12 protein-coding genes and 2 riboswitches are annotated in these 15,927 nt (G+C 32.8%); all 12 genes read left to right on the forward strand.

The window, feature by feature from the left end; all coding sequences use genetic code 11:
• Window positions 1-243 precede the first annotated feature (243 nt).
• Window positions 244-408: a YezD family protein gene (locus tag LGK95_RS14985; RefSeq protein ID WP_226125592.1), complete on the forward strand. Its 165-nt coding sequence runs from the start codon at window positions 244-246 to the stop codon at window positions 406-408.
• Between the two features lie 186 nt (window positions 409-594).
• A complete protein-coding gene (locus LGK95_RS14990) occupies window positions 595-2,049 on the forward strand; it encodes an APC family permease (RefSeq protein ID WP_226125593.1) in 1,455 nt (484 codons plus the stop codon).
• A 3-nt stretch (window positions 2,050-2,052) separates the two neighbouring features.
• The gene (locus LGK95_RS14995; protein ID WP_226125594.1) at window positions 2,053-3,351 is read left to right on the forward strand and encodes a glutamine synthetase family protein; all 1,299 of its coding nucleotides are present in this window, start codon (window positions 2,053-2,055) and stop codon (window positions 3,349-3,351) included.
• Window positions 3,352-3,778: 427 nt separating this feature from the next.
• The gene (locus LGK95_RS15000; RefSeq protein WP_226125595.1) at window positions 3,779-4,033 is read left to right on the forward strand and encodes a hypothetical protein; all 255 of its coding nucleotides are present in this window, start codon (window positions 3,779-3,781) and stop codon (window positions 4,031-4,033) included.
• 169 nt (window positions 4,034-4,202) lie between these two features.
• A complete protein-coding gene (nifJ, locus tag LGK95_RS15005; protein ID WP_226125596.1) occupies window positions 4,203-7,715 on the forward strand; it encodes a pyruvate:ferredoxin (flavodoxin) oxidoreductase in 3,513 nt (1,170 codons plus the stop codon).
• A gap of 405 nt (window positions 7,716-8,120) precedes the next feature.
• Window positions 8,121-8,222: riboswitch (SAM riboswitch) on the forward strand.
• 239 nt (window positions 8,223-8,461) lie between these two features.
• The gene (locus tag LGK95_RS15010) at window positions 8,462-9,943 is read left to right on the forward strand and encodes a nitrogenase component 1 (protein ID WP_226125597.1); all 1,482 of its coding nucleotides are present in this window, start codon (window positions 8,462-8,464) and stop codon (window positions 9,941-9,943) included.
• Window positions 9,927-11,243, forward strand: a complete 1,317-nt coding sequence (locus LGK95_RS15015; protein WP_226125598.1) for a nitrogenase component 1 — start codon at window positions 9,927-9,929, stop codon at window positions 11,241-11,243. The genes LGK95_RS15010 and LGK95_RS15015 overlap by 17 nt, the downstream gene beginning before the upstream one ends.
• 125 nt (window positions 11,244-11,368) lie before the next feature.
• Window positions 11,369-11,470: riboswitch (SAM riboswitch) on the forward strand.
• Between the two features lie 376 nt (window positions 11,471-11,846).
• Window positions 11,847-12,668 carry a transporter substrate-binding domain-containing protein gene (locus LGK95_RS15020; protein WP_226125599.1) on the forward strand — a complete coding sequence of 274 codons (822 nt, stop codon included), beginning with the start codon at window positions 11,847-11,849 and terminating at the stop codon, window positions 12,666-12,668.
• Between the two features lie 95 nt (window positions 12,669-12,763).
• On the forward strand, window positions 12,764-13,444 hold the full coding sequence (locus tag LGK95_RS15025; protein WP_226125600.1) for an amino acid ABC transporter permease: 681 nt from the start codon (window positions 12,764-12,766) through the stop codon (window positions 13,442-13,444).
• A 27-nt stretch (window positions 13,445-13,471) separates the two neighbouring features.
• Entirely contained in the window at window positions 13,472-14,182 is a 711-nt protein-coding gene (locus LGK95_RS15030) for an amino acid ABC transporter permease (RefSeq protein WP_226125601.1), read from the forward strand.
• On the forward strand, window positions 14,179-14,931 hold the full coding sequence (locus LGK95_RS15035; RefSeq protein ID WP_226125602.1) for an amino acid ABC transporter ATP-binding protein: 753 nt from the start codon (window positions 14,179-14,181) through the stop codon (window positions 14,929-14,931). The genes LGK95_RS15030 and LGK95_RS15035 overlap by 4 nt, the downstream gene beginning before the upstream one ends.
• 95 nt (window positions 14,932-15,026) lie before the next feature.
• Window positions 15,027-15,920, forward strand: coding sequence for a radical SAM protein (locus LGK95_RS15040; protein ID WP_226125603.1), 894 nt, complete (start codon window positions 15,027-15,029; stop codon window positions 15,918-15,920).
• The last annotated feature ends 7 nt before the right edge of the window (window positions 15,921-15,927 follow it).

A 15,927-nucleotide genomic window follows, 5' to 3' on the forward strand; every position in this document is an offset into this window, starting at 1 on the left:
CCAAACTGTTTTTTGCCTTTTACTGCTGACATAACAATACCCCCAATCATAGTTTTATTATCCTACAAATGGGGGTGTTTTTGCAATGTCCGTTTTTAGTGGTTCAGTTCATATCCTATAGGGGGATTTTATTTGGTTTAAAGGAGAGGATGGAGTTAAACTATAATATTTTATATTGAATGTATTGTTATAAATGTAAATAGGGCGACTGATTGGTTACTCTTTAATTTGGGGGGAATAGTTATGTGGGAAAAGAATTTATTACTTGATAACACGAGTATATCGGAAGAAAACTTAAGAAAACTTTTAGAATTACTTAAAACAACTCAATATGGGTCTGTAACATTAGTGGTACAAGATGGAATAGCTATACAAATGGAGCGAAATGAGAAATTGAGATTAAGATGAACAAAAGGAATTATACAAAATTAATGACTAAAAGGGTATCATAGATATAGATATAGATATAAATATTTATGAGAGTTATGAAGTTAACCAGTAAACTGGAGACTAAACTTATTTTCTGAATTATAGAAGATAATTTTGGCCTTTTTTTAATTCTTAATAAATATATTATACTAAGGGGGATTTGAAATGAGTAAGAGCGGAGTAAATTATTCAAAACAAAATGAAACAAAATTAAAATCAGAATATCTATCATTTTTTGAAGTCTTAGCACAATCAATAGGTAGTATTGCGCCTACTGCATCTCTAGCTTTTGTTATCCCATTAGTTTACGGTACAGCAGGCAATGGTACATGGCTCGCATATACATTTGCATTTGTGGCCGTAGCGTTGGTGGCAGTAAATTTAAATCATTTTGCATCAAGATCAGCATCCCCAGGGTCACTATTCACATATATTGTAAATGGACTTGGGCCTACAGCAGGATTTATATCAGGATGGGCACTTTTGCTTGCATATCTGATTACAACTAGTGCAGTTATATGTGGGTTTATTAATTACGCAAATGTGCTGCTAATGTCGATAGGGATAAGTATTCCACTTGTTGTTTTAGGTCTAATTGGTGCAATATCCGCATGGTATGTGGCATACAAGGATATAAAATTATCGGCTAACCTCACCCTTGTCTTAGAAGGTATTTCACTAATATCAATATCTATGTTAGGCATAATCGTATTAATTCATAATGGTTTTAAAATAGATTTAGCACAATTAACTCTTAAAGGTGTTTCACCTACGAGCATCAGAATAGGACTTGTAATTGCATTTTTTAGCTTTGCTGGTTTTGAAAGTGCAGCATCTCTTGGAGGAGAAGCGAAAAAGCCATTACTTACAATCCCAAAGGCAGTATTATCAAGTGTAATTATTGTGGGGATTTTCTTTGTTATATTTTCATATATAGAAGTCTTAGGGTTCATAGGAAGTAGTGTTAAGTTAAATGCTGCGACTGCGCCACTGGACACTCTCGCAAAGTTAAACTCTGTCGGTTTTTTGGGACCAATTATTTCTTTAGGGACTATGCTTAGTTTTTGGGCTAGTTTCTTAGCTTGTGCTAATGCAGGTGCTAGATTGTTATTTTCTATAGGAAGACACGGCATTGTAAATTCCTATATGGGAAATGTTCATGATGATAATAACACTCCTTACATAGCAATATCCGTTATTTCATTAATTGCTACATTAGTTCCAATAATTCTAATATGTCTTAATAATAAGATATTTGATATTTATGGTTGGCTAGGAACAATTGCTACGTATGGTTTCCTTATTAACTATGCACTTGTTACAATAGCTGCACCAGTATATTTGTACAAGGAAAAAGAATTGAAGGTTAAGGATATAGCAATTTCTGCAATAACATTTATTATACTTTTAATTCCTATTGTGGGAAGTATATATCCTCTCCCAGCTTATCCATATAATATACTGCCATTCATATTTTTGGCATGGTTAGTTGTCGGTTCTATTTGGTTTGTTATACAAAAGGTTAAGAATCCAAGCTTAGTTTCTAATATTAAAATTGATGTGCAACGTATTAATGAACAGTTTAAATCTGATAAAAAAAATAATTATTTAAGGAGTTAAATTATGGAGATAGATCAAATAAGAAAAATGATTGAAGAGAAAGGAATACATACTGTGGAAGTAATACATGCTGATACACTTGGTATGTTAGGAGGGAAGATGATTCCAACTAAAAATTTTTTGAAAAATTATGATAGTGGGTTTGCAGTTTGTAGAGCATCTCTAGGGTGGGATATACAAGGCAATATTTTTGAAGGAGTAGAAATCACAGATTTTAAAACAGGATGCCCAGATGTAATAGTAAAACCTATATTATCAACATTTAAAGAAATTCCATGGAGAAAAGGCAGTGCTTTTGTGTTTGGAGAAATTCATGAGGAAAATGGTGAAATTTTTAAATTGGCACCTAGAGAAATACTTAAACAGCTTGTTACTAGATATGAACAGCTTAAATATAGACCCTTAGTAGGCGTGGAATTAGAATTTTATTTACTTGATAATGAAAAACAGCAATTACATCAAGGAATTCATTCATATTCACTTAGTAAAGGAATAGAACTGGAGTATGTTCTTTCAGAAATACGTAATAACTTAGAAAAAATCGGTATAGATATTGAAGCTACTCATATTGAATACGGGCCTGCCCAAATTGAAATAATAGTTGAATATGGTGATGCCCTAGAAGTTGCAGATAAGACTGTATTGCTTAAAAGTATTGTGAAGGAAATAGCAAGAAAACATGGTCTTTACGCAACATTTATGGCAAAACCTTGGGCAGAAAAATCAGGAAGTGGATTTCATGTTCATCAAAGCCTATGGGATTTAGAATTAAAAAATAATATATTTCAACAGGATATAGAAATTGCGACTAAATATCTTGCTGGATTAACAAATACTTTAAGTGAATTTATGCCATTTACATCTCCGTCTATTAACTCATATAAAAGGTTTAGTAAATATTCATTTGCACCTATTAATGAATCTTGGGGACATGATAATCGAACAGCGGCTGTTAGATCATTACTCAATACCGGGAAAGGAAGTAGATTAGAGCAAAGAGTTGGATCTGGAGATGCAAACCCATATTTGGTAATTGCATCAAGCCTTGCTGGGGGACTATATGGACTAGAAAATGAACTTAACTTATACGATGCATCTAAAGATGCATATTCAACTGTTGAGAAACCTTTACCACGAAGTCTGGAACAGGCTTTAAATCGTTTGGAAAAAAGTGAAACTGCCAAAAAATATTTTGGTGAAGGTTTTGTAAAACTTTTTTTAGCAATTGGAAGAAATGAAGTAAATCTTTATGAAGAGGCAGTAACAGATTGGGAATTTAATAGATATTTTGAATATAGTTAACTATTAGTTAATAAAGTATAAGCGTAATAGCAGAATTCAGGAATAGTATAAAAATCAACTATAAATTATAAAATATACTTAACATTAATTTTTGAATATAATTCTCCTATAGATAGCATATTGGAGAATTTTATTTGTTTTAGACAACAATATATGTTAAAATATTAACAAAATATAGGTGTAAAACTATTGCAACTAAATTGACTTAATAAAATGAAACTATACTATAGGTTTATACTATTATATAATAGTTAAATTGTATTATTAATTTATAATACGGTATGTTATAATTTTAACAACAACACATGTAAACGTTTTATATATTTTTTTAAATTAAGTGTTAAAATATTAACGAAATAAAATGGAGGTGTAAATTTAGAATTGTTAAAAGGCAATAATTTTTTTCGCTAAAATAGGAGGTGAAACAATGGAAAATTTAATATCGATAGCAAATGCAAGATATGATGGACATTTTACATTAATGAAATTTACAACTAATTGGAGATGTTGTTTTGGTACGATATGGGACAGTTTACAAGGTACTGTATTTATGTCAGAAGGAAAAACTATGCAGGAAGCTATTGATAATTGTATAGATGGCGATATTAATTATATAGATATTGCCGATCAAGAAGAAAAAGCTCGAGAAATTATGATTAAACCATTCATTAATAATATTTAAAACTTGAAACTTATAAAAATAAGCTGCTTTAGGTAAAGTAACTTATTCATATCTGTCAATTTTAATATCACACTTTATTATAATTACATAATCCATAAATTAAATAGTTATTATTAATATTATATTCAAAATTATGTATTAAATAAATTAATGAAAGAAGGCTTATCAAATGAGAAAAATGAAAACTATGGATGGAAACACAGCTGCAGCACACGTTGCCTATGCATATACTGATGTGGCAGCAATTTACCCAATAACACCATCTTCAACAATGGCAGAATATTGTGATGAATTAGCAGCTAAAGGAACAAAAAATGTATTTGGACAAAAAGTTAAAATCATGGAAATGCAATCAGAGGCAGGTGCTGCAGGAGCGGTTCATGGATCACTTCAAACAGGAGCTTTAACTTCAACGTTTACATGTTCTCAAGGATTATTATTAATGATTCCTAATATGTACAAAATAGCAGGAGAACTACTACCTGGAGTATTCCATGTAGCTGCTAGGGCATTAACTACTCATGCACTTAATATTTTTGGAGATCATCAAGATGTAATGGCTACAAGGCAAACTGGATTTGCACTTCTTGCATCTAATAGTGTACAAGAAGTAATGGATTTATCACCAGTTGCTCATTTAACAGCAATTGAAGGTAGTATTCCTTTTGTAAACTTCTTTGATGGATTTAGAACTTCTCATGAAATACAAAAAATTGAGGCATGGGATTATAAAACTTTAGCAACTCTAGTAAATAAAGAAACACTTCAAGCATTTAGAAATAAAGCTTTGAATCCAGAGCATCCTGTAACTCGTGGAACAGCTCAAAACCCAGACATCTATTTTCAAGGAAGAGAGGCTGCAAATATATTCTATGATGCTCTTCCAGAAAAAGTTGAAACATGCATGGGAAAAATAAACTCATTAATTGGAACTGACTATCATTTATTTAATTATTATGGTGCACCTGATGCAGATAGAGTAATAGTAGCAATGGGATCAGTCTGTGAAACAATTGAAGAAACTATAGATTATTTAAATGCAAAAGGAGAAAAGGTTGGAGTGCTTAAAGTACATCTTTACAGACCATTCTCATTAGACCATTTCTTTAAATACATACCTTCTACAGTTAAAAAAATATCGGTACTCGATAGAACAAAAGAACCAGGATCAATCGGAGAACCATTATATTTAGATGTTAGAAGTGCTTATTTTGAGAAAGAAAACAGGCCAGTAATAGTTGGTGGAAGATATGGACTTGGTTCAAAAGATACTACTCCTGCTCAAATCGTTGCTGTGTATGATGCTTTAAAAGTAGAGGCTCCAGCAAATGGATTTACTATAGGAATAGATGATGATGTTACTAATAAATCACTTAAAATTGGACAAGCAATAACAACTACACCTGAGGGAACTAAAGAGTGTAAATTCTGGGGACTTGGTTCAGATGGTACTGTAGGAGCTAACAAGAGTGCAATAAAAATCATAGGAAACCATACAGATATGTTTGCTCAAGCATATTTTGCATATGATTCTAAAAAATCAGGTGGAGTAACAATTTCACACTTAAGATTTGGAAAGAAAGCTATAAAATCAACATATTTAATTAGTTCTGCAAACTATGTTGCCTGTGGGAATCAAGCTTATGTAACTAAATATGATGTTCTAAAAGGAATTAAAGACGGTGGAACATTTTTATTAAATTGCATATGGAATATGGAAGATTTAGAGAAACATTTACCAGCTTCAATGAAGAGATATATTGCGAGTCACAATATTGACTTTAATACTATTAATGCAGTTGGGATAGCTTCTGAAATAGGTCTTGGTGGAAGAGTTAATATGATTATGCAAGCCGCTTTCTTTAAACTCGCAGATATTATTCCTGTTGAAGATGCAGTTAAATATCTTAAAGCAGCTGTTATTACTTCATACGGCAAAAAAGGTGACAAAGTTATTAACATGAATAATGCTGCAATAGATAAGGGCGTTCAATCAGTTGTTAAAATCAATGTCCCAGAAAATTGGAAAACGGTTGAAGATGCAATTGAGACAAAAGAAGCTAGACCGGATTTCGTTAAAAATATAGCTGATGTAATGAATAGACAAGAAGGAGATTCATTACCTGTTAGTGCATTTGTTGGGATAGAAGATGGAACATTAATGCCAGGAACAGCAGCTTATGAGAAGAGAGGAATTGCTGTTAATGTTCCTGAATGGCAAGAAGACAAATGTATACAATGTAATCAATGTGCATATGTATGCCCACATGCTGTAATAAGACCTTTCTTAACAAATGATGAAGATCTTAAAAATGCTCCAAAAACTTACGAAAGTAAAAAAGCTATAGGTAAGGGTCTCGTTGGTCAACACTTTGCAATAGGTATAAGTAATGAAGATTGTACTGGTTGTGGTAACTGCGCAGAAGTATGCCCAGCTAAAGAAAAAGCTTTAATCATGAAACCATATGCATCACAAGAAGATAAAATACAAAATTGGAAATTTAATATAAACTTACCTAAAAAAGAAAATTCGCTCGGAACAGCAACTGTTAAGGGAAGTCAATTTGAGCAACCATTAATGGAATTCAGTGGCGCTTGTGCTGGATGTGGAGAAACACCGTATTCTAGACTTATAACTCAATTATTTGGAGATAGAATGCTAGTTGCGAACGCTACAGGATGTACTTCAATTTGGGGAGGAAGCTCACCTGCATCGCCATATACAGTTAACAAATGTGGTAAAGGACCAGCTTGGGCTAACTCTCTATTTGAAGATAATGCTGAATTTGGATTTGGAATGTTCCTTGGAACTAGCCAATTAAGAGATAAAGTTGAAATGGCAGCAAGGAAGGCTTTAACTTTAAACACAAGTGACGAATTAAAAGCGGCTATTAATGAATGGATTGAAAATAAACAAGATGCAGATGGTTCAAGAATTGCAGCATCTAAAATGTTACCATTATTAAACACTGAAAAAGAGAATAATGAAGAATTAAAAGAAATATTTAGTAAAAAAGATCATTTAGTTAAAAAATCTCAATGGATATTTGGTGGAGATGGCTGGGCTTATGATATAGGATTCGGTGGAGTTGATCATGTATTAGCATCTGGTGAAGATGTAAATATCTTTGTATTTGATACAGAAGTATATTCAAATACAGGAGGTCAATCATCAAAATCTACTCCGACTGCTGCTGTTGCGAAATTTGCAGCAACTGGTAAGAGAACAAAGAAAAAAGATTTAGGCATGATGGCAATGACTTACGGATATGTATATGTTGCTCAGATAGCAATGGGTGCTGATAAAGCTCAAACACTAAAGGCTATAAAAGAAGCAGAAGCATACAAAGGACCATCATTAATAATTGCTTATGCTCCATGTATAAATCATGGTCTTAAAGTTGGAATGGGTTGTACACAACTCGAAACTAAGAGAGCGGTTGAATCTGGATATTGGGGACTTTATAGATTTAATCCGGAGTTAAAAGAAGCAGGTAAGAATCCATTTATATTAGACTCTAAAGAACCAACTGCTTCATTTAGAGATTACTTAATGGGTGAGGTAAGATATTCGTCTCTTGCAAAAACATTCCCAGAAATAGCAGAAGAATTATTTGTTAAAACAGAAAATGATGCTAAGGAAAGATTAGCTGGGTACAAAAAACTTGCAAACCAAGAATAATTAAAAGGAAATCACAATATAAACTAGTACTTATAAACTAGATGCTGGTATGCTCCCCTTAAAGTAGACAGATTAAATATTAAAAAATCTGTTACTAGAAAGGGGAGTATTTTTATGCCTTGGTGAACTAAATATACAACATAAGATAAGTATAAAAAAGGTGACCTTTGCCAAGAGTTTTAGCACAGAAAATGAACTAGCTTGTGTTTCAGCACATCCTAAGACAATAGTTTATAGAATAATTATAAATATAAAAATAGAAAGTTCACTATAAATTATAAATTACGCTTGACATTAATTTTAAATAGTATTATTATAATAACAATACATATATAACGTATATGTATACTAATTTATATTATATTGTAGAGTAGACTTAATCTAAATATAAAATTAAATAAAAACTTCTTATCAAGAGTGGTGGAGGGACTGGCCCTATGAAACCCGGCAACCTGAATTTAATTCATAGGTGCTAAGTCCAGTAGGTTTGAACCTTGAAGATGGGAAGCTAATAGGACAAATATCCGCCTATAGCTATCCTATAGGCGGATTTTATTTGATTAAAAGGAAAGAGTATATTGTTAATAAAGTAAAATAAGAAGTTAAGTTATATCTGACTGGTAAACCAGAGGATATGTTTCTTTTAGGAGAAGCATATCTTTTTTTATTTTTTATAAATAATTTAAGAGTATAAATTTATCATAAGGTTTTCCGGTTAAATCAAATGTTAAGTAGGGGGTTGTATAATGGATAAAATTAATATTAAAGATCCTGCAGTAAGCATACGAGAAGCACGGCTTGGCTCTATAACTGGATTTAATGGCACCGCAAGGGAACTAGTGAAATGTGCTCATGCAGGTAAGTTGAAAGATTGTTCAAGAAGCTTCAGCCAATGCTTGGACTGTGCTTCTGGTAAGGCATTTTGTCAGCTTTCTATGATAAAGGATGCTGTAATTGTGAATCATGCACCTATAGGTTGTGCAGGAGATTTCTTTGGATATAATTTTGTATATAGGGTAGGACAGATGCAAAGAGGGCTTCCTTCTACAATTGGAAGATATTTTAACACAAACATTGAAGAACGAGATACTGTATTTGGAGCAGTAGAAAAGCTTAAAAGTACAGTACATGAGGTAGATGATAGAGTACATCCAAAGGCAATATTTATTACAACCTCTTGTGCTTCTGGAATAATAGGAGATGATGTTGAAGGTGCAGCAAATGAGTTGACGCAGGAACTAGGGATCCCAGTTGTTACATGTTTTTGTGAAGGATTTAAATCGAAAATTTGGACAACAGGGTTTGATGCAGCATACCATTCAATAGTCAGAAAAATAGTAAAACCGCCAAGAAAGAAATCAAATAAGGTGAATGTAATAAATTTTTGGGGAGAACATATTTTTGACGAAATGCTAGAAAAGCTAGGATATCAAGCAGAATATATTGTTCCTTTTACAACAATTTCCCAGCTGGAGTATATTTCAGAAGCTTCAGCTACTATTGAGATTTGTCCAACTCTTGGAACATATTTAGGAGCAGCTCTTGAGCAAGTCTATGGAGTAACGGAAATAAAATCACCACCTGGTTATGGAATAGCTGGGACTGATACATGGATGAGAGAACTTGGTAAAGTACTTAATGGAAAAGAAGAAATAGAGGAAATAATAAAGACAGAGCATAAAAGAATTATTCCTAAAGTTGAAGAGTACCGTTCCTTATTTAAGGGGAAAACAGCATATCTTACAGCTGGAGCGGCTCATGGGCATGCAATAATTGCATTACTTCGCGAATTGGGGTTTGAGGTTAAGGGGGCTGCTATTTTCCATCATGACCCTGTATATGATAATGGAGAAAAAACATCTGATGCTTTGGCTCAAGATGTTAAAAATTATGGTGATGTTAAAAATTATAATGTTTGTAATAAACAAGCATATGAGCTTGTTAATATATTAAATAGATTAAAACCTGATATTATGATTGCAAGACATGGAGGTATGACCCTTTGGGGAGCAAAGCTTGGAGTTCCAACTTTACTTATTGGTGATGAGCAGTTCGGCTTTGGGTATCAGGGTGTACTAAACTATGCGGAAAGGATAGTTGAGACTCTTGATAACAAAGAATTTGTAACTAATTTAGCAAAGCATAGCACAATGCCGTATACAAAATGGTGGCTTGAGCAAGATCCATTTACTTTTCTCGGAGGTGATACTAATGTCGAAATTTATTGAACAACCAAGATACTCTTGTGCACTTGGAGCACAGCAGACAGTAGTTGCTATAAAAAAAGCTGTGCCAATTTTACATTCAGGTCCAGGTTGCAGTGGAAAAATAAGTAGCCTTATAGGTCAAGGGGAAGGATACGCAGGTGGAAATACAATACCATGTACTAATTCTGGTGAGACCGAAGTCATTTTTGGCGGTGAAGATAAGCTTAGGAGTGTAATTGAGGGTGCATTTAAGGTAATAGATGCAGAACTTTATGTTGTTCTTACAGGCTGTACTTCTGATATTGTTGGAGATGACGTAGAAAGTGTAACTACTGAATATCAAAAGCAGGGAAAAATAATTGTGTACGCTGAAACAGGTGGATTTAAAAGCAACAATTATGTCAGCCACGATATTGTTGTTAATGCAATAATTGATCAATATGTTGATAAATATAAAACTGATCTTAATGTCGAAAAAGGGCTTGTAAATGTGTTTGCTACAATTCCTTATCAAGATCCTTATTGGAACGGTAACCTTGAAGAAATAAAAAGAGTTCTTGAAGGAATAGGACTTAAGGTAAACATTCTTTTCGGCCATGAATCTGGCGGAATAGAAGAATGGAAAACAATACCTAATGCTCAATTTAATATTGTTGTAAGTACCTGGGTGGGACTAAGTATTGCAAAGCATCTTGAGGAAAAATACGGAACTCCGTATGTACACTTCCCTTATCTTCCTATAGGGGGGAATGAAACTTCTAAATTCTTACATCAGGTAAGTGAATTCGGAAAACTTGATAAAACAATAGTGGAAGCATTTATAAATAAGGAGGAAGAAAAATTTTATTCATATATTGAGAGGACAGCAGATTTTATGCTTGAATTTAGGTATGGACTTCCAAGAAGATTTTATACTATTCTTGATGCATCTTATGCAATCGGATTTTCGAAGTTTCTTCTTAATGAGCTAGGCATAATACCTGCAAAGCAATTTATTATTGACGATACTCCAGAAGAGTACAGAGAGGCTATAATACAACAATTTAACAAAATATCAGAATTTAGATCAGCAAAAGTTGAATTCTTAGTTGATGGTGGTGCTGTACAAGAAGAAATAAGAAAAGATACTAATAAAAATAGGGCACTAATATTGGGTAGTGGATGGGATCGGGACCTTGCAACTGAATTAGGTGCAGACCTTCTCATTGTTAGTGTTCCTGTAGCATATAGGCTTACTCTAAACTGTGGATATGCAGGTTACAACGGTGGATTAAGAGCTATTGAAGATATCTATGACAGCGTATTAAATACTTACAGGTAATAGATATACCTTATGAAGTATTACTTATTAATGATGTTAGACAGTTTGTAATTATAAAATATTGAGTTGCAGTTGTATCAATATTTTAATTATTATTGAATGTCCTCTTAAAACTAAATAAAAACTTCTTATCAAGAGTGGTGGAGGGACTGGCCCTGTGAAGCCCGGCAACCGGAATTTAATTCATAGGTGCTAATTCCAGTAGGTTTAAACCTTGAAGATGGGAAACTAATAGGAAAATTATCCGCCTATAGCTAGCCTATAGGTGGATTTTATTTGGTTTAAATGAAAAGTAAATATTAATATAGTAATTAATTACTAAAACTAGGAGGTAATAAAATGGAACAAGCACTGAAAAACAGAAGATAAATACAAGTTACATAATAATGTAAAATTCGATGTTGACTTTTATAATACTAAATGATAATATAAATAAAAGTAATCCACTATGTTTACTCGGCTATAAGTTGACTGGAAAACCAGAGGCTTTAAGTTAAATAATTGTTTTGTTTATAACAATAACAATTATTTTACCTAAAGCCTTTATTTTTTTATTATCGTTCTAACATTTATATATGAAAACAATTAAGAGGGGGAATTTTCATGAAAATATTAAATCTAACTAAACTAATTACTGGTGTACTTTTATTTTCACTTACACTAACACTTTCTGGATGTTCATCTAAAACAAGTGAGGCTAGTGCTTCAAAAACAGAACCAAAAACAATTGTCATAGGAATAGGCAATGCATTTAAGCCATATTGCTATTTGGATGACAAAGGAAAGATTGCTGGTTATGAGCATGAAGTTTTACAGGAAGTAAATAAACTTCTCCCACAATATAAATTCGAATATCAACCAGCTGAGTTTAAAACAATTTTAGTTAGCCTGTCTGCTAAAAAAGTGGATTTAGCAGCACATCAATATGAAAAAAATCCTGAACGAGAGGCTAAATATCTATTTGGTGGGGAAAGTTATACTACTTTTATTCTAAGAATAACAGATAAGAAAGGAAGGACGGATATAAAAGGTATTGCGGATTTAAAAGGTAAAACTGTGCAAACATCTCCAGGAAGTAATGCTGCATATACTTTAGAGGAATATAACAAGAAAAACAATAATGCAATTAAAATTGTTTATTCAAGTGCAGATCAAGCTACAACAGTTAAGTCAGTTGAAGACGGAAGAATAGATGCATTTATTTCAATAAAAAGAATAGTAGATTCTTTGAATAAAACTTATGGAGATGTTATTCAAACAGTGGGTGAACCTATTGCAACTTCGAGTACTTATTATGTTTACCGTAAAGAAGATACTAAGTTAAAAGCAGATGTAGATGGAGCATTAAAAATGCTGAAAGCAAATGGGGAATTAGCTAAGATTTCAATAAAAATATTAGGTGGAGATTACACTACTAACGAGTAATTACTTCAAATGCACCTTATGGTGCATTTGATTTTCTAACAAGGTTTGTGAATATTTATAATTAATTACAAAGGTCGTGTATATAGATGGGAAAAATGGTTGATTTAAAATTAATCTTTGTAGATTTACCTTTATTGCTATCTTGCCTACATATTACATTAGTGATAGTAGTATTTGCAACTATAATAGGATTGTTTTTGGGTATAGCTTTGGCTTTGTTTCGGATCTATAAAATACCAGTATTTAATCAGTTAGCTACTATATATATATCTTTTAATAGAGGAACACCAATGATTGTACAACTGTTTATAGTATATTTTGGATTGCCAAGTGTTCTTTTGGGTATTGGAATTAATATTAATAGATGGGACAAATTATATTTTGTAATAATAACTTATGGGTTAAATGCGGCAGCTTTTATGAGTGAAATTATTAGGGCCTCGATTACAAGTGTAGATATTGGGCAGATGGAAGCTTCATACTCCGTTGGTATGACAAGATTACAGACTTTTTCTCGTATAGTAGCACCTCAAGCTTTGTTAATTGCTTTGCCAAACTTAGGAACTAGTTTTTTAGGCCTGCTTCAAGATACATCACTGGCTTTTACAATTGGGATAATTGATGTTATGGGTAAAGCACAAGCTATAGGCGCTACAACGTATCATTCCATAGAAGCGTATATAGGTGCAGCAATTATTTTTCTTATATTAGGTACCCTGCTTGAAAAAGTATTTACCATAATTGAAAAAAAGGTTAAATATAAAATTGTTGCATAAAAATTATAATTGATGGTAGGTGATATTATGGAATTTGATTTTAATTTTATGTTGGTTGCTTTAAAAGCTGCAATTAAATTTTTACCGGTCTCACTCATACTTGCTTTTATACCACTTGTAGTAGGAATTATTATAGGAACTTTTATTGCAATAGCAAGAGTATTTAAAGTTAAATTGCTTTGCAAATTGTGTCAGATATATGTTGTAATTATTAAAGGTATACCAGTAGTATTATTACTTCTAATTATGTATTTTGGATTAATACAGGGATTTGATGGACTGGCTGGGTTATTCCATTTACGAATACGGTCTAGGGATATAAATCTTATTTATATAGCAATTATAGGATTGTCAATACATGCAATTGCAACTATATCTGAAATAATACGAGGGGGACTTATGTCAGTGGATAAAGGACAGTATGAAGCTTCATATTCAGTAGGAATGACAAAAACTCAGACATTATGGAGAATAGTGATCCCACAAGTATTTCCTGTAGCAGTACCAATGTTATGTAGTAGTTTTATAGGCCTTTTTAAAGGTTCATCAGTAGCCTTCTTGATATCTGTAACAGATGTAATGAATGGTGCATTAATTACAGCAACAGGAAACTATTTGTTTTTAGAAGCCTATGTTGCAGCTGCAATAGTCTATTGGGTAGTATGTATAATAATAGAAAGAGGTTCATGTGTATTAGAAAATCATTTTAAAAAATATAGTAAGGGGGTAGTGCTTTGATAGAAGTAAAAGGGATCCACAAAGCCTTCGGTAAGAATGAAGTTCTAAAAGGTGTTGATGTTCAAGTTAAAAAAGGTGAAGTTGTAGTTATATTAGGACCCAGTGGTTCGGGAAAGACCACACTTCTAAGATGTATTAATTTTCTAGAAAAAGCAGATTCTGGTGAAATAACCATAGGTGAAACTAAAGTTAAATTTAAACATGCAACAAAGAAAGAAATATTATGTATACGTAGAAAGACAGCTATGGTTTTTCAGACATATAACCTTTTTAATAACAAAACAGTTCTTGAAAATGTAAAAGAGGGTTTAATAACTGCCAGGAAAGTTCCTAAAAAAGAAGCTGAAGAAATAAGCAGAAAAATGCTTGATAAGGTAGGTCTTACAGATAAATATGATGCATATCCATCGCAAATTTCAGGAGGTCAGCAGCAACGCGTTGGTATAGCTCGTGCACTTGCTCTTAATCCAGAAGTAATTCTTTTTGATGAGCCGACATCAGCGCTAGATCCTGAGCTGGTAGGTGAAGTTCTTACGGTAATGAAAAAGGTGGCAAAAGAGGGAATTACAATGGTTGTGGTTACTCATGAAATGTCCTTTGCCTATGATATTGCGAGTAGAGTGATATTTATGGAAGGTGGGGTTGTAGTTGAAGAAGGGACGCCTAAGGAGATATTTCAAACTCCTAAGGAAGAAAGAACAAAGCAATTTTTGAAGAGAATAGTTCCTGATTGGAATTATACAATTTAATTTGTATTTAATATAATATAAAAATTTGATAATTATAAAAAACAACCTAAACAAATTATAGAAAATATCTAATTAGGAATAAGGGGGAAAAGTTAATGGAAAATGTCGATGTAAATAAAAATAATAATTTTGCTCATCTTGCAAAATTGCATCCATGCCTAGGAGGAGAAGCTAATGCAAATTTTGGAAGGGTTCACCTTCCAGTTAGTCCAGCTTGCAATATACAGTGTAAATTTTGTAAAAGAGATTGTAATAGTGATGAAGATAGACCAGGGGTTGCAAATGGTATTTTAGCTCCACAGGATGCAGTTGCAACCATAAAGAAAGCATTGGAACTTTGCCCACAAATAACTGTAGTAGGAATTGCAGGCCCGGGTGATACATTGGCAACAACGCAGGCAATTGAAACATTTAAACTTGTTGATGCTGCTTATCCCGAATTAATAAAATGCCTTAGTACTAATGGATTATTGTTATATAGGTATGCACAGGATCTTTATGATGCAGGAGTAAGAACTGTTACGGTAACAGTGAATGCTGTCGATCCATACATTCAAAGCCAAATTATATCGTATATTGTATATGAAGGCAAAAAATATTATGGTGAAGAGGCTGCCAAGATACTAATTACTAATCAATTAAAAGGTATAGAAGCTATAACTAAACTCGGAGTGATAGTTAAGATAAACTCTGTATTGTTACCTGGCATTAATGATGATCATATAGAAGAAATAGCCCAAACAGTTAAAGCTGCAGGGGCAACTATATACAATATAATACCTCTTATACCGCAACATGATTTAAGTCATATACCTGCGCCTACCTGTGAACAATTAGATAAGGCAAGAATTTTAGCTGAAAAACACATTGGTGTGTTTAGGCATTGCAAACACTGTCGTGCAGATGCATGCGGGATACCAGGTAAGGAAGATCTTTCAAGCAAGCTCTATGGAACAAATAAACATCTTGAGACTTTTTCACACGGCTAAAAGCCCA

It is taken from the genome of Clostridium algoriphilum, assembly GCF_020443705.1.
GTDB lineage: Bacteria > Bacillota > Clostridia > Clostridiales > Clostridiaceae > Clostridium_AD > Clostridium_AD algoriphilum.

Bases quoted from the DNA above. Each gene is read 5' to 3' on its own strand.
- LGK95_RS15020 (WP_226125599.1), top strand. From the start codon at position 11,847: ATGAAAATATTAAATCTAACTAAACTAATTACTGGTGTACTTTTATTT.
- LGK95_RS15000 (WP_226125595.1), top strand. From the start codon at position 3,779: ATGGAAAATTTAATATCGATAGCAAATGCAAGATATGATGGACATTTT.
- LGK95_RS15010 (WP_226125597.1), top strand. From the start codon at position 8,462: ATGGATAAAATTAATATTAAAGATCCTGCAGTAAGCATACGAGAAGCA.
- LGK95_RS14990 (WP_226125593.1), top strand. From the start codon at position 595: ATGAGTAAGAGCGGAGTAAATTATTCAAAACAAAATGAAACAAAATTA.
- LGK95_RS14985 (WP_226125592.1), top strand. From the start codon at position 244: ATGTGGGAAAAGAATTTATTACTTGATAACACGAGTATATCGGAAGAA.
- LGK95_RS15030 (WP_226125601.1), top strand. From the start codon at position 13,472: ATGGAATTTGATTTTAATTTTATGTTGGTTGCTTTAAAAGCTGCAATT.
- LGK95_RS14995 (WP_226125594.1), top strand. From the start codon at position 2,053: ATGGAGATAGATCAAATAAGAAAAATGATTGAAGAGAAAGGAATACAT.
- LGK95_RS15015 (WP_226125598.1), top strand. From the start codon at position 9,927: ATGTCGAAATTTATTGAACAACCAAGATACTCTTGTGCACTTGGAGCA.
- LGK95_RS15025 (WP_226125600.1), top strand. From the start codon at position 12,764: ATGGTTGATTTAAAATTAATCTTTGTAGATTTACCTTTATTGCTATCT.
- LGK95_RS15040 (WP_226125603.1), top strand. From the start codon at position 15,027: ATGGAAAATGTCGATGTAAATAAAAATAATAATTTTGCTCATCTTGCA.
- nifJ (WP_226125596.1), top strand. From the start codon at position 4,203: ATGAGAAAAATGAAAACTATGGATGGAAACACAGCTGCAGCACACGTT.